This window comes from Pedobacter arcticus A12 (assembly GCF_000302595.1).
Classification (GTDB): domain Bacteria; phylum Bacteroidota; class Bacteroidia; order Sphingobacteriales; family Sphingobacteriaceae; genus Pseudopedobacter; species Pseudopedobacter arcticus.
In genome coordinates, this window is record NZ_JH947128.1 from 318,884 (window position 1) to 342,025 (window position 23,142).

The 23,142-nt window shown below is 36.2% G+C and carries 17 protein-coding genes; 8 read left to right on the plus strand and 9 right to left on the minus strand.

Annotated features, from left to right (window positions below):
- Position 1 precedes the first annotated feature (1 nt).
- On the plus strand, positions 2 to 1,645 hold the full coding sequence (locus tag B176_RS0117255) for a PspC domain-containing protein (RefSeq protein WP_017260085.1): 1,644 nt from the start codon (positions 2 to 4) through the stop codon (positions 1,643 to 1,645).
- A 116-nt stretch (positions 1,646 to 1,761) separates the two neighbouring features.
- Here B176_RS0117255 and carB read toward each other — a convergent pair whose 3' ends face one another.
- Together carB and B176_RS20475 are read right to left on the minus strand one after the other, a co-directional pair.
- Positions 1,762 to 4,578 (minus strand): carbamoyl-phosphate synthase large subunit, encoded by a 2,817-nt coding sequence (gene carB / locus B176_RS0117260; protein ID WP_017260086.1) that lies wholly within the window; start codon positions 4,576 to 4,578, stop codon positions 1,762 to 1,764.
- A gap of 111 nt (positions 4,579 to 4,689) precedes the next feature.
- Positions 4,690 to 5,661 carry an energy transducer TonB gene (locus B176_RS20475; RefSeq protein ID WP_017260087.1) on the minus strand — a complete coding sequence of 324 codons (972 nt, stop codon included), beginning with the start codon at positions 5,659 to 5,661 and terminating at the stop codon, positions 4,690 to 4,692.
- Positions 5,662 to 5,734: 73 nt separating this feature from the next.
- Here B176_RS20475 and B176_RS0117270 point away from each other — a divergent pair, with 73 nt between their 5' ends.
- The 3 genes from B176_RS0117270 to B176_RS0117280 all read left to right on the plus strand — a co-directional run bounded on the left by B176_RS0117270 (position 5,735) and on the right by B176_RS0117280 (position 9,786).
- Positions 5,735 to 6,259, plus strand: a complete 525-nt coding sequence (locus B176_RS0117270; protein ID WP_017260088.1) for a hypothetical protein — start codon at positions 5,735 to 5,737, stop codon at positions 6,257 to 6,259.
- A 140-nt stretch (positions 6,260 to 6,399) separates the two neighbouring features.
- Positions 6,400 to 6,930, plus strand: a complete 531-nt coding sequence (locus tag B176_RS0117275) for an AAA family ATPase (RefSeq protein ID WP_017260089.1) — start codon at positions 6,400 to 6,402, stop codon at positions 6,928 to 6,930.
- A 24-nt stretch (positions 6,931 to 6,954) separates the two neighbouring features.
- Positions 6,955 to 9,786: a M16 family metallopeptidase gene (locus tag B176_RS0117280; protein ID WP_017260090.1), complete on the plus strand. Its 2,832-nt coding sequence runs from the start codon at positions 6,955 to 6,957 to the stop codon at positions 9,784 to 9,786.
- Positions 9,787 to 9,957: 171 nt separating this feature from the next.
- Here B176_RS0117280 and hpt read toward each other — a convergent pair whose 3' ends face one another.
- Both hpt and B176_RS0117290 read right to left on the minus strand, forming a co-directional pair.
- Entirely contained in the window at positions 9,958 to 10,500 is a 543-nt protein-coding gene (gene hpt / locus B176_RS0117285; RefSeq protein WP_017260091.1) for a hypoxanthine phosphoribosyltransferase, read from the minus strand.
- 6 nt (positions 10,501 to 10,506) lie between these two features.
- Positions 10,507 to 11,745 carry a M16 family metallopeptidase gene (locus B176_RS0117290; protein ID WP_017260092.1) on the minus strand — a complete coding sequence of 413 codons (1,239 nt, stop codon included), beginning with the start codon at positions 11,743 to 11,745 and terminating at the stop codon, positions 10,507 to 10,509.
- Between the two features lie 287 nt (positions 11,746 to 12,032).
- On the opposite strand from B176_RS0117290, the gene B176_RS0117295 reads away from it, so the two are divergent.
- Complete coding sequence (locus tag B176_RS0117295; protein WP_017260093.1) at positions 12,033 to 12,842, plus strand: hypothetical protein; 810 nt, start codon at positions 12,033 to 12,035, stop codon at positions 12,840 to 12,842.
- 50 nt (positions 12,843 to 12,892) lie between these two features.
- Here B176_RS0117295 and B176_RS20480 read toward each other — a convergent pair whose 3' ends face one another.
- Positions 12,893 to 13,381 carry a DUF4920 domain-containing protein gene (locus tag B176_RS20480; RefSeq protein ID WP_017260094.1) on the minus strand — a complete coding sequence of 163 codons (489 nt, stop codon included), beginning with the start codon at positions 13,379 to 13,381 and terminating at the stop codon, positions 12,893 to 12,895.
- A 207-nt stretch (positions 13,382 to 13,588) separates the two neighbouring features.
- On the opposite strand from B176_RS20480, the gene pafA reads away from it, so the two are divergent.
- Positions 13,589 to 15,259 carry an alkaline phosphatase PafA gene (gene pafA / locus B176_RS0117305; RefSeq protein ID WP_017260095.1) on the plus strand — a complete coding sequence of 557 codons (1,671 nt, stop codon included), beginning with the start codon at positions 13,589 to 13,591 and terminating at the stop codon, positions 15,257 to 15,259.
- Between the two features lie 173 nt (positions 15,260 to 15,432).
- The gene (locus B176_RS0117315; protein WP_017260097.1) at positions 15,433 to 16,065 is read left to right on the plus strand and encodes a thiamine phosphate synthase; all 633 of its coding nucleotides are present in this window, start codon (positions 15,433 to 15,435) and stop codon (positions 16,063 to 16,065) included.
- 50 nt (positions 16,066 to 16,115) lie between these two features.
- On the opposite strand, the gene hisS is transcribed toward B176_RS0117315, so the two are convergent.
- The 4 genes from hisS to B176_RS19920 all read right to left on the minus strand — a co-directional run bounded on the left by hisS (position 16,116) and on the right by B176_RS19920 (position 22,338).
- Positions 16,116 to 17,492 carry a histidine--tRNA ligase gene (gene hisS, locus B176_RS0117320; RefSeq protein WP_017260098.1) on the minus strand — a complete coding sequence of 459 codons (1,377 nt, stop codon included), beginning with the start codon at positions 17,490 to 17,492 and terminating at the stop codon, positions 16,116 to 16,118.
- 198 nt (positions 17,493 to 17,690) lie between these two features.
- Positions 17,691 to 20,411, minus strand: coding sequence for an outer membrane beta-barrel protein (locus tag B176_RS0117325; protein WP_017260099.1), 2,721 nt, complete (start codon positions 20,409 to 20,411; stop codon positions 17,691 to 17,693).
- A 192-nt stretch (positions 20,412 to 20,603) separates the two neighbouring features.
- Complete coding sequence (locus tag B176_RS0117330; RefSeq protein ID WP_017260100.1) at positions 20,604 to 21,320, minus strand: LytR/AlgR family response regulator transcription factor; 717 nt, start codon at positions 21,318 to 21,320, stop codon at positions 20,604 to 20,606.
- On the minus strand, positions 21,313 to 22,338 hold the full coding sequence (locus B176_RS19920) for a sensor histidine kinase (protein WP_154648032.1): 1,026 nt from the start codon (positions 22,336 to 22,338) through the stop codon (positions 21,313 to 21,315). The genes B176_RS0117330 and B176_RS19920 overlap by 8 nt, the downstream gene beginning before the upstream one ends.
- A 420-nt stretch (positions 22,339 to 22,758) precedes the next feature.
- Here B176_RS19920 and B176_RS0117340 point away from each other — a divergent pair, with 420 nt between their 5' ends.
- Positions 22,759 to 23,130, plus strand: a complete 372-nt coding sequence (locus B176_RS0117340; RefSeq protein WP_017260103.1) for an Hpt domain-containing protein — start codon at positions 22,759 to 22,761, stop codon at positions 23,128 to 23,130.
- The last annotated feature ends 12 nt before the right edge of the window (positions 23,131 to 23,142 follow it).

Genomic DNA, 23,142 nt, shown 5'->3' on the forward strand with positions numbered 1-23,142 from the left:
CATGAATAAAACCATCATCATAAACATATCTGGTGTAATCTTTCATATAGAAGAGGATGCCTACCAGCTTTTGAAAAGCTATATGGACGACATCAAACGACATTTCGCAAGCTATAAAGACAGTTTCGAAATTGTAAGCGATATAGAAAGCAGAGTTGCCGAAATGTTTTCTGAACAATTATTGGCAGACAAGAAGCAAGTGATTGTGATTACAGATGTTACCGAAGTAACTACAAGAATGGGAAAGCCTGCTGATTTTGAAACGGAGGAAGACAATGAAAATGCAAGCAATCACGAGCCGGCAACATCCACAAAAAAGCTTTTTAGAGATACAGAAGACCGGTTTATAGGTGGCGTTTGTTCCGGCATTGGGCATTACTTCGGTATCGAAGCAAAATGGGTGCGTGTTTCCTTTATCGTATTACTGATTTTTTTCGGATTTAGTATTCTGCCTTATATATTGTTCTGGATTGTAATGCCAAGAGCGATAACCCGAGCAGAGAAAATGGAGATGAAAGGTGAAAAAATCAACTTACAGTCTTTCCAAAAAAACATTGAAGAAGAATTGAATGCTGTAAAAGAAAACTTTAAAAACGCAAGAAAAAATGCCCCAACAATCGAAAAGATTATCGCTTTTATTAAAGAAGTTGTTGATAAACTAATCTCGATTTTAGGAATAACTGGTAAACTGGCAATCAAGTTCTTTGCAATTGTGATTATGTTTATTTTAGGAGCGCTACTAACCGTAGCATTCGTTTTTCTAATGATTTTTTTAGGCTACATAGGTAGTGCAGAAGTTGAAACCATGTTTCCTTTAAATATGATAAACGAAGGATTACGACCAATTTTACTGACTTGTGCTTTTTTAGTTGCTGTTATTCCTTTAATATCACTGATATTTATTTTGTTACGGGTGGTTTTCAATAGTAGAACAATATCTAGAAATATCACTTTGGGCTTAGCTGCAATATGGATTTTAGCAGTCGCCACCGGAACTTTCTTTATTGCAAAAATCTCTACAGACTTTAAGCAAGAAGCAAGCTATAGCGAAACCATAAATTTGAAGCCAAATGCCACTAACATCTATATTCTAAGGTTGGGAGATGAGCGCACAATTCAAGAAAATTTTTATGATGATAGCACCAGTAACCGAATAATAAAAATTACTGGAAGCGATGCCGATTTTGACACGCCGGATGATTTAGATTTTGATTTGAAAGTAGCGGACGGTGACTTGCCTATGCTATCTAAAACTTACGCCGCCCGTGGACGCAATTTTAAGCAAGCTTTACAAAATGCGCACAAGATTAATTACTATTACCACCAACAAGATTCTGTTTTAACGTTCGACTACCATTATGGTTTAAAAGATAGAAGCTTATGGAGAAGTCAAAAAGTGGCTATTAAATTGCACATCCCCATAAACAGTAACTTACTGATAGAAAAAAGATTAGCTAATCGATTTTTTAGCTATGAACTTGACGACTGTATAGATGAAGATGCTAACGATGACAGTTTAATTGCAATAACGGTTACAAAAGCAGGTTTTTCATGTAAAAAAACTGCCGAAGCAATTAAACATGAAAAGGCAGATAATACTCGTAGAAACGTTAATGAAGAAGTTAGCGATACGGTTATATTTTAATTTCAAATTTCTACAGCTAGCTCATAAAAAAAGCAAGTCGGTTAGACTTGCTTTTTTTTTATATAGTACAAGTTTTAGCTTTTAACTTTGCACTTTCGACTTTCACCTTAACGATATTACTTACTCAAATACATTGATTTCTCTCTAGACAATTGTATAAAGTATGGGTCTTCTAAATCTTTGATGAAACGGATGGCTTCACCAGTTGATTTCATTTCTGGACCTAACTCTTTCTGAATCTCGGGGAACTTATTGTAAGAGAAAACCGGTTCTTTAATGGCGTAGCCTTTCAGCTTTCTAACAATGGTAAAATCTTTCAATTTTTTAGTACCCAACATCACCTTTGTAGCAATATTGATGTAAGCAACACCATAAGCTTTCGCGATAAAAGGAACCGTACGTGATGCTCTTGGATTAGCCTCAATTACATAAACTACTTCATCTTTAATTGCAAACTGCATATTCATCAGTCCACGGATATCCAAAGCTTTCGCAATTTTGGTAGTGTAAGCTTCCATCTTAGCAATAACGGCATCAGATAAACTGAAAGTTGGCAACACCGCACTCGAATCTCCAGAGTGGATTCCGGCAGGCTCAATATGCTCCATTAAACCAATGATATGTACATCATCACCATCAAAAATACAGTCAGATTCTGCTTCTTCTGCCCTATCCAAGAAATGGTCAATCAACACGCGGTTTCCTGGCAAATCTCCTAAAAGCTTGACTACTGCTGTTTCTAAATCTTCATCGTTGATCACAATACTCATTCCTTGTCCGCCTAAAACGTAAGACGGACGAACCAACACCGGGTAACCTACTTCTTTGGCTACCACAATTGCTTCTTCAGCACTTTCGGCAACACCATACTTTGGGTAAGGAATATCTAACTCTTTCAATAAATCAGAGAAACTTCCTCGGTCTTCGGCCATATCCATATTCTCGAAACTAGTTCCGATAATCTTGATACCTTTTTCGGCAAGTTTTTCCGCCATTTTTAAAGCAGTTTGCCCACCTAACTGAACAATTACACCTTCTGGTTGCTCTAGGTCGATAATCTCACGCACATGCTCCCAAAAAACTGGCTCAAAATATAATTTATCAGCCATGTTGAAGTCGGTAGAAACTGTTTCTGGGTTACAGTTGATCATGATTGCTTCGTAACCTTCCTCGTGTGCGGCAATTAAACCGTGTACACAAGAATAATCGAACTCAATACCTTGCCCAATTCTATTCGGACCCGAGCCTAAAACAATAACTTTCTTTTTATCTGATGGCTTAGATTCGTTTTCGCCTTCGTAAGTTGAGTAGAAATATGGTGTTTGTGCCGGAAATTCTGCTGCACAAGTATCAACCATTTTATAAACTCTTTTTATCCCTAATTCTTTTCTTCTATCGTAAACATCATCTTCAGTAACGTTGCCTAAAATCCAAGCAATCTGCACATCAGAAAAACCTTTTTGTTTAATGGTGTAGAAGAAATCTTTAGGAATATTGTTCAGTGCATAGCGTTTAAGCTCTTGCTCTAAAGCCGTCATTTCCTGAATCTCATTCAAAAACCACTTGTCAATTTTGGTTACTTTACGGATAGATTCCAAAGGAACACCCATGCGCATTGCATCTTTGATTGCAAACAAGCGGTCCCAACTTGGGTGCTCCAACTTGTGCATGATGTCTTCGATATTGCGGTTTTCTTTTCCGTCTGAACCCAAACCTGCTCTGCCAATTTCTAAGGACTGACAAGCTTTTTGTAGTGCTTCAATGAATGAACGGCCAATTCCCATTACTTCACCTACAGATTTCATCTGTAAACCAAGTTCTGTATTTGCTCCTTTAAATTTATCAAAATTCCAACGAGGGATTTTTACGATAACGTAATCTAAAGTAGGCTCAAAATATGCTGATGTTGTTTTTGTAATCTGGTTTTCTAATTCGTCCAGGTTGTAACCGATAGCCAGTTTAGCCGCGATTTTTGCAATTGGATATCCTGTTGCTTTTGATGCTAAAGCCGATGAACGAGAAACACGTGGATTGATCTCGATAGCGATGATGCTTTCATCTTCCGGATTTACCGAAAACTGAACGTTACAGCCTCCAGCAAAATTACCGATCGCTCGCATCATTTTGATAGCTTGGTTACGCATATCTTGATAACAACGATCAGATAATGTCATTGCCGGCGCTACGGTAATCGAATCTCCGGTATGGATACCCATTGGGTCAAAGTTTTCGATAGAACAGATGATGATGACGTTATCTTTATTGTCACGCAATAGTTCTAACTCGTATTCTTTCCACCCGATAACGGCTTGTTCAACCAAAACCTCATGTGTTGGAGAAGCTGTTAAACCGTGAGAAAGTGCAGCGTCAAAATCTTCTTTTTTGTGCACAAAACCACCTCCGTAACCGCCTAATGTATAAGAAGGACGGATTACTAATGGAAAACCAATTTCTTGTGCTGCTTCTTTACCTTCTAAAAATGAGTTCGCAATTTTAGATTGTGCAACGCCAATACCTATATCAACCATCAACTGACGGAAAGCCTCACGGTTTTCTGTTTTTTCGATTGCTGCAGTATCAACCCCAATAATTTTTACACCGTATTTTTCCCAAATACCGCGTTCTTCTGCTTCTATTGCTAAGTTTAAAGCGGTTTGACCGCCCATTGTTGGCAATACTGCATCAATTTGGCGCTCTTTTAAAATCTCTTCTAAAGAAGCTACGGTTAAAGGTTTTAAGTAAATATGGTCTGCAATTACCTCATCTGTCATGATGGTTGCAGGGTTGGAATTGATGATGGAAACTTCGATTCCTTCTTCTTTTAATGACAAAGAAGCCTGAGAACCGGCATAATCAAATTCACAAGCCTGACCAATGATAATAGGTCCTGAACCGATGATTAAAACTGATTTAATGGAATTATTTTTTGGCATGGCGTAATTTTAAGGGGATTTTACGCTTTGTGATAAAACAAAAATCCCGAATGCTTGTTCGGGATGCAAAGGTAGGAAATGTAAACTTTTATTTAGTATATATTTTAGAATTTATTGTTTAAGGCTAAAGAATATTGGGACACCGTAATTTACTCTCACAGACTTACCTCTTTGCTTCCCCGGAATCCAATTAGGAGAACTCTTCATTATTCGTAGGGCTTCTGCATCAACAATATAAGCTGAAACACCCTTTATTACCTTAAAGTTTGCAAGTTCTCCTGTTCTCTCAACTACAAAGGAAAGATATATTCTTCCTTGATTATTATTAGTTTTACGTGAAGTTATTGAGTAATTCGAATTATTTTGTAAAAATTTCTCGAAATTTTCCTGCCCCCCGGCAAAAATTGGATCTGTTTGTAATTCAGTATAATTTAATATAATCCCGTCTGATTGAATAGTTTTACCCTTGATAAATTTGTTCTTGAAATATTCATCTTCATAGTTTTCATTTAGTTCTGCATTATAACTTTTCCAAAGTCCGGTTTTAAATCCTTTGAGATACTTGCCACTTTCTGTATCTCCATTATTTAGCGTTTTACTGAATCTTCCATTGCCTTTTCCATCCAAAAAGGCATTTCCCAAGCTATCCACAATTTGCATTATTTTATAGTTCTGAGGCTTATGATTTTCTTTTGTTTTTTTATCTCGTTTTAAAAAAATCCTATGCTCCTTCAAATTGCCATTAGGGTAAAAAAAATAGGCGTTTCCTTTTAATCCATTTTTGCTAAAATTAAGTATGGTTTGTTTATTTCCATTTTTATTATAACTAATGTATCGTCCTAAATAATGTAAATTAGGCTTAATACCCTTCATTGTTGCCTCAAATTTTATTTTACCGTTATTATATATTTCAATTATCTTATACTTATTATTTCCATTTTCGGTAACTGTTTTACTATATAGCGTATCAGTAGTGTTTTTAATTTCACGACTATTAATGTCATAATACGTTATAGTTTGTTTTTTCTGCGCAATGGCAAATAAGGTTGATAGAGTGAAAATAAGAGTAAATATTTTTTCCATGTTTGGGTTTAATAAGTCAATATTAGAAAAATATTTGGAATAATCTTTGCCTAACTAACCAAAAAACAGAACAATGAAAAAGCAAATTATAGCATTTAGCGCACTTGTAATTTTTATAAGCAGCTGCGCTACAATACAATCTATCGTTAAATCAACATTTCCGTACACTGCAACTTTAATTGTTCCTGCAAACCAAAGCACTGGAAAAAACTATTCGGCAACCAGTCCTGCTAGTAGCTTGGATCAAATTTTTACGGGGAGCAATTCCAACACCGATCAAATCAGCCAAGTACGGATTAATTCTGCAAAAATAGAAGCGATAAATCCATCGAACCAGAATTTAGGCGTGTTCAAATCCGTAAAGGTTTATCTACTAAATGGGAACACCGAAGTGATGGTTGCCTCAAGAAATGACGTTGCTTCCACCGTAGGTAAAAGCTTGGTTTTAGATATCGACAATAGTAAGTTTTTAGACAGCTATTTAAAAAACGGACCAGTTAGGATACGCGTAGATTATATTTTACAGAATAACTTAGGTGTAGATTTAAGTATCAAAGCGAGTTTAGGATTTAACACCAGCCCTAGCACCAGTAACTAAACAACAAATTATAGATATAAAAAATAGCCCACTTTCTATTTGCAGGGTGATATTTTTTATTTGGGTAGGATTGTAAAGCTGTTATATTTGTACTAAATTATTTAAGCAAGCCCGCTTAAATGCGGTGGCGTTAAACATCAATGACGAAAGAATTGATTAAAATTGCTGTTGTCGGTCCAGAATCTTCAGGAAAATCTACCTTATCTCAGAATTTAGCAAAACACTACCAAACGCAATGGGTCCCAGAGTATTCTCGTTTTTATTGTGAAAAATTAGATCGAGACGCTACTTTACAAGACGAGCTTAATATGTTTCATGGTCAGCTTGCTTTAGAAAAAGCGGTAGAAAGTATTACAGAAAAAAACGTTTTAATTTGCGATACCACTGTATTAACTGTGAAAATCTGGTGTGACGAGCTTTTTAAAGAGACGCCAAAATTGGTATTAGATCAATTAAAATCACATCCCTACGATTTTTACATTCTACTAAAAAACGATTTGCCTTGGCAGGATGACCCACTACGAAACTTTAAAGGCCGAGGAGATTATTTTATGAATATTTGGCGCAAAGAGCTAAAAGCACTAAATGCTTGTTACCAAGAAGTAGGTGGCTTAGCAGACCGAACGGCCAATGCCATTGAAGCCACAGACAATTTCCTAAAATCCATATAAATTAAATTACATCTCTTATAAAACATGAAGATTAAACATATCATTTACAGCTTTTCGATGGCACTTTTTATAGTGGCTTGTAGCCCAAAAGTGAACAGCCCAGTCGTTGAAATCGCAAGTGCTACCATCCCCACCGATAGTGGCGTTGTTATTGGCAAACTGCCAAACGGCTTAACGTACTACATCCGTAAAAATGTTGAACCAAAGAACCGAGCAGAACTATATTTGGTAAACAAGGTAGGTTCAATTGTAGAAAATGACGACCAGCAAGGTTTAGCGCACTTTACCGAACATATGGCTTTTAACGGCACACGTGATTTCCCTAAAAATGAATTGATCAGCTACCTACAGAAAGCAGGTGTACGTTTTGGTGCAGACTTAAATGCTTACACCGGCTTTAACCAAACAGTTTATCAACTGCCTTTGCCAACAGATAGCATAGCAGTTTTTGAAAAGGGATTTGATATTTTAGCGAATTGGGCAGGTTATGTTACTTTGGACGATAAAGAAATTGACCAAGAACGAGGCGTAATTGTAGAGGAAGACCGCCAAAGAGGTAAAAATGCCCAAGAGAGAATGAGCAAGCAGTTATTACCTGTTCTGCTGTCTAACTCACGATATGCGGAACGTTTGCCCATTGGTAAATTAGACATCCTAAACAGTTTTAAATACGAAACCATTAAACAGTTTTATAAAGATTGGTACCGCCCAAATTTGCAAGCAGTAATTGCTGTCGGCGATTTTGATGTGGCAAAAGTTGAACAGTTGATCAAAGACAATTTTTCGGATTTAAGCAATCCGGATAACGAAAGAAAAAGAGAAAACTATGGAATTCTAGACAATGCCGAGCCTCTTGTTAAAATAGTTACCGACCCAGAATTCCCCTATAACGTTGCGGCCGTTACCTACAAACACCCAGAAGTGGTGGAGAAAAACGAAGCGCAATTAAAAACAAAAATCTTAACCAGTTTAATCAACACCATGTTGAGCAATCGTTTAACAGAGATTGTACAAAAAGGAAATGCTCCCTTTGTTTTTGCACAAAGCAATTATGGTTCTTTCCAAGGTGGTTTGGTAAATTTAGATGCTTTTAACAGTGTAGCTGTGTCTAAAGACGCTTCAGGCTTAGAAGCCGCAATTAAAGCGGTGATTACCGAAAACGTACGGATGAAGAAATATGGTTTTACTACAACTGAGCTTGACCGAGCAAAAATAAACCTACAAACGGGTGTAGACAAACAGTTTAAGGAGAAAGACAAAACCAAATCAGCAGTTTTTGTACAGCAATATGTGGAGAGCTTTTTAAAAGGGCAAGCTATACCGAGCATGGATTATGTCCATGATTTTTATACCAAAAACATAAGCAGTATTTCTATAACGGAGATTAATAAACTAGCGGCTACGTTTGTTACAGATGATAACATGATAGCCATTTTACAAGCGCCAGAAAAAGAAAAACAAAATTTACCAAATGAGGCTACTTTTTTAACTTGGATTAAAACCGCAGGTGATGACGTACAACCTTATATCGACAATACCGTTGATAAACCTTTAATGACAAATAAACCTATTGCAGGAACAATTGTAGCCGAGAAAAAGATTGAAGATATCGGCGTTACCGAACTTACTTTTTCTAACGGTGTTAAAGTAGTTTTAAAGCCTACGGATTTTAAAAACGACCAAATCTTATTTAGCGCTTCAAGCAAAGGTGGTACTTCTTTAGCTTCTGACGAAGATTTCCGTTCGGCACAGATGGCAGATGAATTGGTAGGACAATCTGGTATTGCTGATTTTGATGAAAGTCAGTTAGGGAAACTTTTGACCGGAAAAGTTGCCAGTGCCAACCCTTTTATTGGCACTTACAGCGAGGGTATCAACGGTTCTGCTAGTCCAAAAGATTTAGAAACCGCATTGCAATTGACCTACCTTTATTTTACCGCACCACGTAAGGACGCAAGTGTTTTAAAAACACAGTTAGAAAGCATGCAAACTATTTTAAGTAATCGTTTAACACAACCTACGGCAGTTTTTCAGGACACGGCAATTGCAGTTTTAAACAGTTACAAAAAGCGGGCACAACAAATCACCATTCCAGAACTTAGTGAGATAAATTTAGATAGAGCTGTTGCATTTTATAAACAACGTTTTGCCAATGCTGGCGATTTCACCTTTACGTTTGTAGGTAATTTTAATCTGGATGAGATTAAGCCGTTATTAGCAAGCTATCTGGGCAGTTTACCTTCAAACGGTGCTAAGGAGAGTTTCAAAGATTTAGGTTTAGAACCATTACCTGGTGATATTACCAAAAAAGTGTATAAAGGCTTAGAGGATAAGGCAAATGTATCTTTAGTTTATCACGGAAACTACAATTACTCGGACAAAGAAAACCTACAGTTAGATGCGCTAAAAGCAATTTTAGAAATCAAGATTTTAGAGCGCCTAAGAGAAAAAGAAAGCGGTGTTTACAGTCCTAGAGTCAACGTAAATTATGATAATGAACCAAAAGCACAATACAGCCTTGGTATATCTTTCAGTTGCGCATCTGCAAACGTTGATAAGCTAATTGCTGCCACAATTGATGAGGTTAAAGAACTACAAAAAAATGGTGCTTCGGCAGATGATATCCAAAAATTTAAAGCAGAAGAGGTACGCCAGTTAGAACTTCAGACGCGTGAGAACGGCTTTTGGCTAGGTTACCTGCAAAATGCCTACGATAACAATAAAGATCCTAAAGCGGTTTTAGCTTATAACAAAAGTTTAGTGGAAGTAAGTAATGCAAGCACCAAAACAGCCGCAAACAAATATTTAAAAAGCGATAATTTTATTAAGCTGATTTTATTGCCCGAAAAAAAGTAGGCTACACAATTGAATTGCTTCAGGATTTATCCCGAGGTTAGAAAAATAAGAATTGGGCTATAGCCAAAGATTTATAATTTCATTTCCCCGGGGCTGAGGCCCGGGTAATTGATAAAACTAAATGAAGCTTGGGGCAAGAAATAAAAAAAATCTTTCCCTAAGCTTCCTATTTTATCCTTCGCACAAACGGTAGATATCCTTTAAATTACGACCTAAACCATCGTAATCTAAACCGTATCCTACTACAAATTCGTTCGAAATCTCAAAACCAACGTAATCAATTTCTCCCAAATCCACTGCTAAAGCATCTGGCTTTTGTAGTAAAGTAGCAATTTTTACACTCGCTGGTTTCAGCGCTTTTACTTTCTTTAAAAGGTAAGCCAAAGTTGTGCCGCTATCCACAATATCTTCCACTATAATTACGTCGCGGTTTTGCAAGTCCATCGCTATTCCTAACTCTTCGGTTATTGTTCCAGAACTTTGTAAATCTCCATGGTACGATGCCAGTTTAACAAAAGTAGTTTCGCAGGGAATACTGATTTCTTTCAGCAAATCTGCCATAAACATAAAAGAACCATTTAGTACACCTAAAAACACGGGCACACTTTGCTCATACGCTATACTAATTTCTAAACCTATTAATCGGGTACGCTTTTCTATCATGCAGTACTCAATCAGGGTTTCAAAATTTTTATCTTTTATGGTGATATTCATTTTCTGTTAATTGGATTCTTCTGGACTGTAGAGCAATAAGCTCAAATTATCTTTATCTAAAACTTCGTTTGCAACTGAAATCAAATCCTCGTCACTTACTCCATTTATTTTAGTGTAAATTTCTTTCAGAGAATCTATTTTACCGTAATCCAATAAGCTTTTGGCCATAGAAATTAAAACGCCCATGCGGTTTTCCTCGCCCAAAGCTATTTGACCAATAAATCTTTTTTTAGCTTGTGATAGCTGAATTTTACCCAGTTTATTTTCACGTACTTTTTTAAGTTCTTTATAAATCAAGCTCAACGCTTTATTCACTTTTTCGGTATCAGTACCAAAATAAATAGAGAAAAGCCCCGTATCCGTTAAAGGTGTATAGCTAGACTCTATGGTGTAAGCAATGCCGTGTTTTTCGCGGATTTCCAAGTTTAACCGGGAGCTCATCCCAGTACCTCCCAATAAATTATTGAGCAATAACAAACTTGGCTTTTGTTTTTCGTGGATACTGTAAGCCTTTGCCCCCAACATACAATGCGCTTGGTTAATGGGCTTAATTACCCTTTTAGTTTGGGTGAGAATAGGCTTAGGTGCGGTTCTAATTTTAACCGATTTATTCTCGGGAATAATCCCAAAATATTTATCTACCAGTTTTTCAACTTTAGCAAGCGTATAGGAGCCAGAAACTGCAAAAATAATTTCGTGGGTGTTGTAGTTTTTAGCAATAAAATTTACCAGATGCTTTTTCTGAAAGCTTTTAACAGATGCGGGTGTACCCAAAATATTTTCGCCAAGGGTATGTCCGCTAAAAATCATGGACTCAAAATCATCATTAATAGCTTCTTCTGGTTGATCTTCGTAGCTAGAAATCTCGTCTAAAATAACCTCCTTTTCTTTCTCCATTTCTACAGCGGGGAAAGTAGAGAAGAAAGCGATATCCTGCAACAGTTCCATAGCCCGCTCTAAATGTGGCTTTAGAAATGAAGCTTGCAAGCAGGTATATTCTTTGGTGGTGTAAGCATTTAAATCTCCACCAACAATCTCTAACCGATTTAAGATTTGGTTGGTGTTACGCTTTTCTGTTTCCTTAAACAGTAAATGCTCAATAAAATGTGCTAAGCCGGGCTCGCCAACTTCCTCATCACGTGAGCCAGCATTAATAATTAAACAGCAATGCGCAATTTGCGATTTTACTGGTTTCAATAGCACACGAATGCCGTTTTTAAGCGTAATAATTTGATGATCTCTCATGTATAAATGCAAAGATAAGCTTTTAACAGGCTTTAAAAATTTTTGCAATTTCTTGATATTTTTAAGACAATTCACAATCTGTGGTTGAACCGATTTGGAAACGAGTTCTGTTTTGCATTAACGATAGCAACGGATACCGGCCTGTGGCTAATGCCTTGTGCAGTATGAGTGAATAGCGTGTTAAAATGCCCACATAAAAATAACACTAGAAGGCTATGGCGTAATTATTGTGCCCAAACAAATCATAATCAGTAACTTTAAATCTTTAACACGTAAATTTAAAAATCATGAATTTAAAATTTAGTTCCCCATTTTTATTTTCTGGCTTAATAGCTTTAGCGAGCTTAGGCGCATGTAACCAAAATGGCGCAAAATCTACCGACACGCAAGACAGTGTTGCCAAAACAGCAATGAGTATTGAACCTTTAAATGAAACAGAAGATTTCCCTACTGCAAAGCTGACGATAGCAGACGTAAAAACAGAAAAGGTTGGTACGGATTCGGTGAAGTTAACGTACGCTTTTAACGTAGCAAATTACGAGCTATCTAAGCAGACAATGGACAACCATTCTGGCGAATGCGCAAACTCTGAAAAAGGACAGCATATTCATTTTATTATGGACAACAAACCATACCAAGCTTTATATAAGCCAGAAAACACGGTTACTTTACCTGTAAATTCCGAACATTATCTACTTAGTTTTTTGTCCCGCTCGTACCATTTATCTGTAAAATCTGCAGATGCTTCTGTTCTGGTTCATTTTAAGATAGATAAAGACGGGAAATATGTTGAAATGGAAAGTGTAAAAGAGCCAATGTTGTTTTATAGTCGCCCTAAAGGTGAATATGCAGGCAAAGACACCCAAAACGTATTGTTAGATTTTTACGTAAAAAACGCGACGCTTGCACCAGATGCTTATAAAGTGAAGGTTAACGTTGGCGACACCACATTTACGGTTGATAAATGGCAACCCTACTTTATTAAAAACGCACCAATGGGCGATTTAAATCTTAAAATTACTTTGTTGGATGCTAGCGGAAAAGAATTAACGGGAGACAATACTTCTGTAGAAAGAAGTGTTACGCTAAAACAATAAATATTAGATTACATTTTTTTAAGTCATCTTGGAGAACAAACCAAGGTGACTTATTTTATTGCCACCACCAAGCCTCTTGCTTCAAAAAAAACCACGTCTTTAAAAGAGGTTATTACAACACCCTCTAATGGCTTATTAGCATCTTCAACAGCAAGCTGATTTTGTTCCTCTACAGATAACTTTCCTAATTTTGCCTCGCCATACAAAATAACTTCTTTCCCAATAACCGACTGGGGGAAATTAAATTTGTCATCAATAGCGCTCACCATAATCTCTCTACCTGTTCCGTTTTCAAGCCTAAGCCAATTACCTTTTTTAGAGACAGCATTTACTTTACCTTTTAAATTAGCTTTAACGGCATCTCCATGTGCAATAAGTGCAATTAAGCTCTCAGTGGTCTTGATATTTTTATCTAAAACCGAGTCTCCAATAACTATCCCTTTTATGGCTTGCGGTGCTCTTAAATTTACTTTCGCTGAATTTTGACAAGCACTGAATAACAACAAGTGTATGGCAAAATATATAACTGCATTTTTCATTCTAAAAATTAATGCGACAAAAATGAGGTTTTTTATTCAATACAACAGTTTATTAACCTATTTGTAGATTCACGCTTTTGTCATTTCTTTTTTAGATAACTATAACGCTAAAAAATAAATTATCACAAACACTTCACACCGATTTAACAAAGTCCGATTTACTATCTGGTAATTAAATCTTAAATTGGCATCCGTAAAATTTATATCATGAAGATTCTTAGAACTGTAATTCTCCTTGCGCTGTTTTCTCCCTTTTATTCTTCGGCACAAAAACCCAGAGTCCCTGTATTAGTTAACAAATTAAGCAATGCTCCTGCTCGCCCTAAGTTGGTTGTAGGTATTGTAGTTGATCAAATGCGTTGGGATTATTTATACCGATACGCAAATAGATATGGCAATGGCGGTTTTAAAAGATTACTAAACGAAGGTTTTACTTGCGAAAACACACACATTCCTTATATTCCAACATATACCGCACCTGGGCATACTAGCATTTATACGGGTTCTGTACCTGCCATCAACGGAATTGCCGCTAACGATTTTTTAATACAGAAAACAGGAAAATCAATGTATTGTACAGAAGATAGCACTGTAAATTCTGTTGGAAGTGAGTCGAAAGCGGGGAAAATGTCGCCAGCAAATTTACTGACCACTACAATTACCGACGAATTACGACTGGCAACTAACTTTAGATCTAAAGTAATTGGAATTGCATTAAAAGACCGTGGCGGAATTTTGCCAGCTGGCCATACCGCAAACGCTGCTTATTGGTTTGACGATAGTAACGGGAGCTGGATTACAAGTACTTTTTATATGAAAGAGTTACCTACTTGGGTAAACAATTTCAATAATCAAAAATTACCAGAAAAATACATCAACCAAGATTGGAACACCTTATATCCTATTGAAACCTACACGCAAAGTACTGCGGACGAGAATCTTTACGAAGGAAAATTAAGTGGCGAAACTGCTCCGGTATTTCCTCATTATTTATCGAAGATGTTTAAAGGCAAAAATTACGGTGTCATTAGAAATAGCCCTCAGGGAAACCAATTAACTCTTGATTTTGCAAAGGAAGTGCTTAAAAACGAAGGACTAGGAAAAGGGACGGATACAGACTTTTTAACCGTAAGTTTCTCATCTACCGATTACGTTGGGCATAATTATGGTTTAAATGCCATTGAAACGGAAGACACTTATTTGCGATTAGACAAAAACCTAGAAGATCTTTTTAATACTTTAGACGCCCAGGTAGGTAAAGGCCAATACACCGTTTTTATTTCTGCAGATCATGGCGCAGCACATAACCCTAGATTTTTAAAAGATCGTAACATACCAGCGGGTCTTTGGCCAACTTCATCCGTATTAAAAAGTTTAAATGCAGCGCTCGAAGCGGAGTTTAAACAAGCAAAAATTGTAACTAGTTTGAGTAACTACCAAGTGAATTTTAATAATCCTTTAATAGAAAGCAAAAACCTTAATCTCGAAACGTTAATAGAGTTCGCTATTAAGTTTCTGAAAAAACAAGATGGTGTAATGTATGTGATTGATATGGAAAAAGCATCGATATCAAGTGTTCCCGACGTTATTAAAAGCAAGATTATCAACGGATACAATACCCAAAGAAGTGGAGCAATTCAAATTATTTTAACACCAGGTCTTTTCTCTGGCTATGCCAAAACTGGCACATCTCACGGCTCTTGGAATCCTTACGACACCCATATTCCCTTGGTTTTTATGGGCTGGGGGATCAAACACGGTTCGTCAAACCGATTAACCAGCATGACAGATATTGCCCCAACTTTAGCCGCTTTATTACACATTCAAGAACCTAATGGCAACATCGGTTTGGTAATAGAAGAAGTATTAGCAAAGTAGATTTTGGAGGTTTGTATAAAAATTGAAGAAAAATCAATTTTTATACACCGGGCTTTCCGCTGTACTCCGTTTGCCTTGAAAAAAAAGGCAATCCGGGGTGCCACTACAATCCCTAACCCTTTTAATGCGGAAAGCTTAAAACCGAAACATCCTGACATAATTGATTAAATTAAATGAAAAAATACATATCAAAATTACATTATATCACACAAGATTTACCCAATCTAACACATACAGAACAAGTACAGATGGCTTGTGAAGGTGGTGCAAATTGGATTCAGTATCGCTGTTTTAGCAAACCTGATGACGAAATGTTAGAAGAATTACATCCAATAGCAACAATCTGCGATGATTGGGGCGCAACTTTAATAGTGACCGATCATGTTCATTTGGTACCACTAGCTGATATTCAAGGTGTGCATATAGAAGATATTGATGCAGATATTACTTTGGTACGCAACCAACTTGGCGATGCGAAAACTATAGGGGTTTCTGCTGTAAACTTAGATCAGATCAAAAAACACATTGCCAATGGTGCAGATTATATCGGCTGTGGACCTTTTGCCCATACAGATACTAAACCGAATGACTTCCCGCTTTGGGGTTTTGATGGTTACAAAAGTACTGTGGAGGCTTTAAAACATGGAGGGTATACCTTACCGATAATAGCTGTTGGTGGCATAAAAAACGAAGATGTTGTTGCCTTAATGGAAACTGGCGTGGACGGCATTGCTGTTTCTGCAGCAATTAACCTATCAGACAATATTGTAGAAGCTTATAGCGAAATGCATCGCTTGGTTTACTAACCTCGCGGTAGCAAGGTTTAAAGTCAAACCTTGCTACCGTGATATTTTTTTTAGCTCAGCTTCCCTACCAACTCTTCCACGCCAACTTTTACCTGTTCGCCAGTTGCCATATTTTTTAAACTTAACTGGCCACTCTGCATTTCATCACCACCAATCACCAATACGTAAGGGATATTTTTATCATTAGCGTAAGCCATCTGTTTTTTCATTTTTGCCCCATAAGGGAAAAGCTCAGTGTTAATATCAGCTTGACGGAGTTTATTTAAAATAGGCAAACTAAAAGTTTCTTCTTCTTCCCCAAAAACACATATCAACACCTTAGTACTTTCATTTGTAGTTGATGGAAATAAACTAAGTTCTTCTAAAACATCATAGATTCTATCTGCACCAAAAGAGATTCCAACGCCGGTCAGTCCTTCTTTGCCAAACATTCCGGTCAAATCATCGTACCTGCCACCACCGCCAATAGAACCCATGGTAGCTTCATTTGTTTTTACCTCAAAAATGCATCCGGTATAATAATTTAAGCCTCGGGCTAAGGTTAAATCAAGATCAACTTTAGCGGTTTTTAAACTAAAGGAATTTAAGTAGTTTAGTACTTTTTCAATTTCCTGAACACCATTTTGTCCAACCGTAGAGCTTGCTAAAATCGTAGAAAGCGAAGCCAGTTTTTCTTGATTCGAACCTGATAACAGAATTACCGGTTTCAATATGGCTAAATCTTCGGAAGTGAATCCTTTTTCTAAAAGTTCTTTTTCAACCCCATCTAGCCCTATTTTATCCAATTTATCAATGGCAACGGTTAAATCTACAATCTGTTCGGGCTTACCAATTAACTCCGCAATACCTGATAAAATTTTACGATTGTTGATCTTTATGGTAAAATCCTTTAGCCCTAAATTGCTCAATGCTTCATCATAAATGCAAACAAATTCGGCTTCGTTTAACAAAGAATCAGACCCTACCACATCGGCATCGCACTGGTAAAACTCGCGGTAACGGCCTTTTTGCGGTCTATCTGCTCGCCAAACTGGTTGCACTTGGAAACGCTTAAAGGGTGAAGTAATTTCGTTTTGGTGCATCACTACGTAACGGGCAAAAGGCACTGTTAAATCATAACGTAATGCTTTCTCAGAAATAATTGGCAATAGCTTTTTTGAACTTAATTCTTCACCTTTCTGCTTTAAGCTTTCCGCTTTAAGCATATAATCGCCACTATTTAAAATCTTAAAAATCAGCTGATCTCCTTCGTCACCATACTTTCCAGTTAGTGTATCCAAATTCTCCATGGTTGGAGTTTGTATCTCTTGATAACCGTACTTTTTGAATACCTTTTTTATCGTATCAAAAATATAGTTCCGCCTAATCATTACCTCTGGACCAAAATCTCTGGTACCTTTTGGAATTGCTGCTCTCACATTTGCCATGGCGCAAAAGTAAACATTACAATATTAATTTGTTTGGAGTTTTCGCCTAATTTTTAACCAGCGATTAGCCTATTCCACACGGTAGTTTTAATGAACCAGGTTTGCTTAGGTATAATCAATTACAATTTGCGAAGACCTTTTAAACAAAGAAACCACAATAGTTTTTCTATCATGGTTCTTTAAAATGTGTGCTAATACTTAATGTCGCCTGTAACCACCGCCTCCCATATCTGGCATTTCGCTACTTTTACCGGCAAACTTGGAGAAGTTAAAAGTAAAACTCAACAGAAAATACCTAGCTAATCTGTTACTTTCTGATAAAGTGGTAGTGTTCCCTGTTGCAGCATAAGAAAGGCTGGTACTTTGATCTAAAATATCAAAGGCCTGTAGTTTAAACGATGCCTTTTTACCTTTTAAAAATTGCTTTTCTAGGTAACTGTTAATAATTAATGGGTTTGAGCTAATGGTGCTGTAACCGCTGTTGAAGGTTTTATCCAACTTACCACCAAAAATCCATGTTTTTAAGAAGTAGATTTTGGTATCTATATTAAAACCTAAAGAATTAACTTCTGTATTGGCTCTGTTATTTAATGTGTTCGCATTTTTGTTATAAGTATAAGTTGCTTCTGGCGTTAACTCAAACCATTCAACCGGGTTAATTTGTAGACCAACACGTTGACTTAAAATCAGGTTCTTCCCTGTATTTTTTGCGTCATCAATAAAAGAAATATTGTTGTTATAAATAGCCGATCCTCTAAACCTTAAAACATATTTTTTTTCTTGAAATGGTTTCGAGAATGCATAAAAACCGTTTAAATTATAGTAACCATCGGTATTCAAATACCTGTTTTCACGCAATACAGATGGATCACCAGCAATTGGAGAAGTGATGGTATTGGTTACTATTTTATTGTTTGTACTACTGTAGGATATGCTTGCGAATAACACATTGCTAGTTGCAAAATCAAAATTCGCATACCTTAACCTCATGCTATTGCTAAACTCGGGGCGTAAATCTGGGTTACCCGTTACATAAACACTTTTGTTAGATTGGTCTGTAATTGGTTGCAGTTGGCTATAATCTGGCTGATTGCTTCGCCCATCGTAAGTAAAACTTAGCTCCCTAGTTTTAGAAAACTTATAGCTGAACCTTGCATTGGGAAATAAGTTTGTTTCACTTTTATCAGCAACATTGGTATTGCTTTTTAAAACTGAAGGTTGTGCAGAAAAACCCACATTATAGTTATATTTTTTTTCGTTTACACGATAATTCAGTCCAAATTTATTGGTAATATAATCAAACTGGTATTGGTTACTTTGCAAAGGATCAAAAACTGGAGTGCCACCGTCCACTTTTGTACTTTCTACCGTTCGGTCATTATCTGCTCTGGCAAATCCATAAGTATAATTGAATTCTAAATTTTTTGTTGAAGTGATCGGCTCTTGATAAGAAACCTTAAGCTCCACATTGTTATTTTTATTATCGCCAAATATCAACTGCTTTTGATAGCTATCGATCTGTCCATTTGGCGTGTTATCATTAGAGTTATATAGATAATCCTGGTTTTGACTGTTTGAACTCGAATTTAAACTCGCATTAAGCGACAAGTTCCTTGCTTTTGCTCCAAAACGATGGTTGTACAGAATGTCCGTTCCGTAATTTGGTTTTGTGTAATTATTAAACTCTTGCGATGTGCCTTTTGAAACTATATCCTGTGTATTAATATCAAAATTGGTAAATGTATCACCTTTATTTTTACTATAACTGATTTTCGGTGAGATTTTGAGATAGTTTAAACTATCAATCTTATACTCGAAATTAAAATCTATACGATGACCATTTGATACAGAACCGGCATTGTTAAAGTTGTTATTATAAAAGGTATTATCCTGCGTTAAAATATCCTGCAAACTCTTACTGCTGATTGTGTTGTCTTTATTTGAAAAACTATAACTACCGTAGGCTGTGATTTTGCTACCCCAATTATCACGATAGTTAAACCCGATAGAGCTTACATTGGTGAGTCCATCGCGGTCATCCGGATTATAGTTCCCCCTCCTTCTACCGCCACCTGTATTGCTTAAATTAAAAACATTTGCGTTAACATTATTGAAATTTGCCAACAACGCCAACTGGCGGTTATTGTTAAATCCAGCTGCAAACACAGACCCTTGATAGCGATCACTATTCCCACCTCCAATAACGCCACGGGTTAAGTAACCTTTATTTTTATCTTCCCTAATCGTAAAATTTAAAATCTTCTCTGCATCACCACTTTTAACGCCGGTAATATTAGCCTGATCGCCATAATCATCAATTACCTGTACATTTTTTATCACGTCTGCAGGCAACTGTTGTGTTGCCGTTTTAACATCGCCACCAAAAAAGTCTTTCCCATTAATACGTATCCGTGTAATTTCCTTACCCTGAGCTGTAACGTTACCATCTTTATCTACCTCTACCCCAGGTAACTTTTTTAACAAATCTTCTGCTAAAGCATTCTCCTTAAGTTTATACATATCCGCTCTGTATTGTAAAGTATCTTCCTTAACAGTAACCTCTGGCGTACCATTAACTACAATTTCGTTAAGCATTTTGCTGTCATTTTTTAAAATGATGGGGCTTAAAATTTCTTGCTTTACGTTAGGTTTTACCACAACACTGCGTTTAGCTATTTGATAACCAAGCGATGTAATGGTAATAGAAAACTGATTTGATTTAACGTTATTAAAAACAAAACCACCATCCACATTTGTGCTTGTTAAAATGGTATCTGTTGCTGTTGCCAACTTAACTGCGGCACCAATAACACTTAGTTTTGTGGTATCCAATACAGTACCTCTTACCGTAATTAGCGACTGTGCCTGCGCAAAAAAGGCACTAAAAATTAACAAGCTTAGGTAAGCGATTTTCTTCATTATATTATTTGTTTTTAACGATAATCAAATAGGTTTAAGAATTGTTTTGTATGATGCTCATAAAAAGCACCTAACCCTTAAGATTGTAGTTCTTTTGCAAACTGTGGCAATGATAGCAAGCACTTTCCACTTTTAAAAGTATTTGCTACCTACGCTTATAAAAAATAGATGAAACGGGGTTTTTAAGGAGGTTTAGAGATTTTTGTCACTGATATGTTGCAAAACTGCATCTCGGTAAAAGTCTGTTACCGTGATTTCTTTGCGAGGTAGAATAATGTGGTTTCTTTTAAAAGCGGTCATGTGGTTTAAAGAAACTATGTACGATTTATGAACACGCAGAAAATCCTTATTAGGTAATTTCTCTTCCAAATATCGCATAGTTAAACGGGTAATTACAGGCTTATCATTACCTATCAAATAAATTTTAATATAATCTTTTAGTCCCTCAATGTATTCAACCTGATCTAACTTAATTTTTACGTTAGCATAATCTGCGTTTACGAATAAATATTCTCGGTTTACTGTGGTGCTATTTGTTGTAGTATTCCGCAACATAAATAAATCATGGGCTTTGTTTGCAGATTTTAAAAAGCGGTCTAAAGAAACCGGTTTCAACAGATAATCTACAACATCAAGCTCAAAACCTTCTAAAGCATATTTCTCATAGGCTGTCACCAAAATAATCATTGGCGGGGTTCCGGTAAGGCTCTTCAACATTTGCAAACCGCTTATCCCAGGCATTTGGATATCAAGAAAAACAAGGTCAATCTGTTGTGTTTTTATTAGCTCTAAAGCTTGTACCGCATTTTTACAACAGGCCACCAAGTTTAAAAAAGAAAGAGATTTAATATTGTCTTCTATTAACTCTCTGGCTAAATGCTCATCATCAACTACTAAACAATTAATCATATTTTCCAATTTTCAATTGTACCTTATACTTCCCCTTGCTTTTTGTTATGGTAAGTTGATGATTTTTTTGATAAAGCAACTCCAATCTTCTTTTTGTATTGATAAGCCCAATTCCCGAACTGCTATCTTTAGTATCGGTGTTTGGTGCAATGTCGTTATCTACTTCAAAAACAAGAAGTTCATCTGAGGCTGTCAATCTGATATCTATCCTTGGTTTTTCCAAAGTACCCATCCCGTGTTTAAAAGCATTCTCCACAAAAGGGATCAAAATCATAGGCTCAAGAATAAAGTGGCTAGCATCGCCAACAACAGTAAACGACACATCTACATCATCACCAAATCTAAGTTTTTGCAAGTCTATATATCCTTGTAAATAACCAATTTCTTGTGCTATAACAATTTTATTTTCATGTCCCTCATATAACATATACCTTAACAAGGTAGATAATTGCAATAAGGCAGGCTCCATTTTGTCGCTTTTTTTACGAGCTAAGGAAACTAAATTATTAAGCACATTAAACATAAAGTGAGGGCTCACCTGCGACCGCAAAAAGCTAAGCTCCGTTTTTAAATTCTCGGTCTCTCTTTCTTTTGTTAATTTCTTACCCTTTATATAATCAACAATAATGCAATAGCTACAGCTTATTCCAACGATAAAAACATAGCTAAATAGCTCTGGAATAATCGACTTTTTCCACCGCTTTTTAGATGGAAAAACGTCGGTTGCAATGTATCGAGAAACTAAATAAGCTACCAATAAAGTTAATAAAAGCATCAAAAGGTAAAATACCCAGTTCTGCTTTTTAAATATTACCGGAAAAAGGTAGTATGCATTGAGATAGAATATAACAATGAGCAGAAAGTTGTTGATTAACATCCGATACACAAAACTATCGGAAACGGTACCAGTTGGTGAGTTAAATTTAAACAGAAAGGCAGGCAAAAGCAACATACACCAAAAGGCAAAATGCAACGCAAGCAAAGAAATATTTAAATTTTTAGGACTGAATGTTTTCAATTTTACGGAGTTAAACTTTACTAAGGAACAACTTCACGAATGAACTAACAACAAATTGGGCTTAACCTACTTTATTTTTAGACCAAAAGCCAAAATATGGCTATTAAAAAAATACCCGACCTCACGTTCTGAGGGCGGGTATTACACAATAAAACTTAGAAAAGATTTGTAACCCGATATTTTGAATACCATCAAACCTCTTAGCAACCTTAGCACAAGGCTACTTAGGCTTTCTACGACGATAAACCAAATAGGTTATTAAATTCTAAATAAAAATAGAAAAAAATAATATTAAAAGAAGCTATAAACAGGAACGTCTCTTTTTTTTTACGTAATGCTTATAATAGACTGACAAAAGCAAAAAAAATCAAACCTTATTAATATCTACTCGTATAAATTACATAACAAAGTATTAAAATTATGGTTGAACTTGAAGATAGTATGCAACGCCCAGATAGCCACTTCAATTTTGACAGAATGTACAAATACCTTGGTAACGACAAGGAAAGTATCAAAGAAATTCTTTTAATGGTGCTTGATGAGCTTAAGTTGTCTGTACAAAAATTTGAAGATCACATATTTAACGGGAGTTTACAAGAAATTAAAAACACGGCTCATAAGCTTATCGGCACTACTGCCTCTGTAGGGCTAGAAAAACTGTGCGCTACCGCAAAAAAAATAGAACAGATAAAATACTTTGATTCAGAAACCTTGCAGTTGCTTTTATCTAAACTTAAGACTGAAGCTTCGCTGGTAAAAAAACTCATAAAAAGCTACCTTATCAACAGCTAACCTACTTACAGC

Excerpts from the sequence above, each read along its gene's own strand:
- B176_RS0117340 (WP_017260103.1), top strand. The coding sequence starts at position 22,759 with ATGGTTGAACTTGAAGATAGTATGCAACGCCCAGATAGCCACTTCAAT.
- B176_RS0117315 (WP_017260097.1), top strand. The coding sequence starts at position 15,433 with ATGAAAAAATACATATCAAAATTACATTATATCACACAAGATTTACCC.
- B176_RS20480 (WP_017260094.1), bottom strand. The coding sequence starts at position 13,381 with ATGAAAAATGCAGTTATATATTTTGCCATACACTTGTTGTTATTCAGT.
- B176_RS0117290 (WP_017260092.1), bottom strand. The coding sequence starts at position 11,745 with ATGAGAGATCATCAAATTATTACGCTTAAAAACGGCATTCGTGTGCTA.
- hpt (WP_017260091.1), bottom strand. The coding sequence starts at position 10,500 with ATGAATATCACCATAAAAGATAAAAATTTTGAAACCCTGATTGAGTAC.
- B176_RS0117280 (WP_017260090.1), top strand. The coding sequence starts at position 6,955 with ATGAAGATTAAACATATCATTTACAGCTTTTCGATGGCACTTTTTATA.
- B176_RS0117330 (WP_017260100.1), bottom strand. The coding sequence starts at position 21,320 with ATGATTAATTGTTTAGTAGTTGATGATGAGCATTTAGCCAGAGAGTTA.
- B176_RS0117295 (WP_017260093.1), top strand. The coding sequence starts at position 12,033 with ATGAATTTAAAATTTAGTTCCCCATTTTTATTTTCTGGCTTAATAGCT.
- B176_RS0117255 (WP_017260085.1), top strand. The coding sequence starts at position 2 with ATGAATAAAACCATCATCATAAACATATCTGGTGTAATCTTTCATATA.
- pafA (WP_017260095.1), top strand. The coding sequence starts at position 13,589 with ATGAAGATTCTTAGAACTGTAATTCTCCTTGCGCTGTTTTCTCCCTTT.
- B176_RS20475 (WP_017260087.1), bottom strand. The coding sequence starts at position 5,661 with ATGGAAAAAATATTTACTCTTATTTTCACTCTATCAACCTTATTTGCC.
- B176_RS0117275 (WP_017260089.1), top strand. The coding sequence starts at position 6,400 with ATGACGAAAGAATTGATTAAAATTGCTGTTGTCGGTCCAGAATCTTCA.
- carB (WP_017260086.1), bottom strand. The coding sequence starts at position 4,578 with ATGCCAAAAAATAATTCCATTAAATCAGTTTTAATCATCGGTTCAGGA.
- B176_RS0117325 (WP_017260099.1), bottom strand. The coding sequence starts at position 20,411 with ATGAAGAAAATCGCTTACCTAAGCTTGTTAATTTTTAGTGCCTTTTTT.
- B176_RS0117270 (WP_017260088.1), top strand. The coding sequence starts at position 5,735 with ATGAAAAAGCAAATTATAGCATTTAGCGCACTTGTAATTTTTATAAGC.
- hisS (WP_017260098.1), bottom strand. The coding sequence starts at position 17,492 with ATGGCAAATGTGAGAGCAGCAATTCCAAAAGGTACCAGAGATTTTGGT.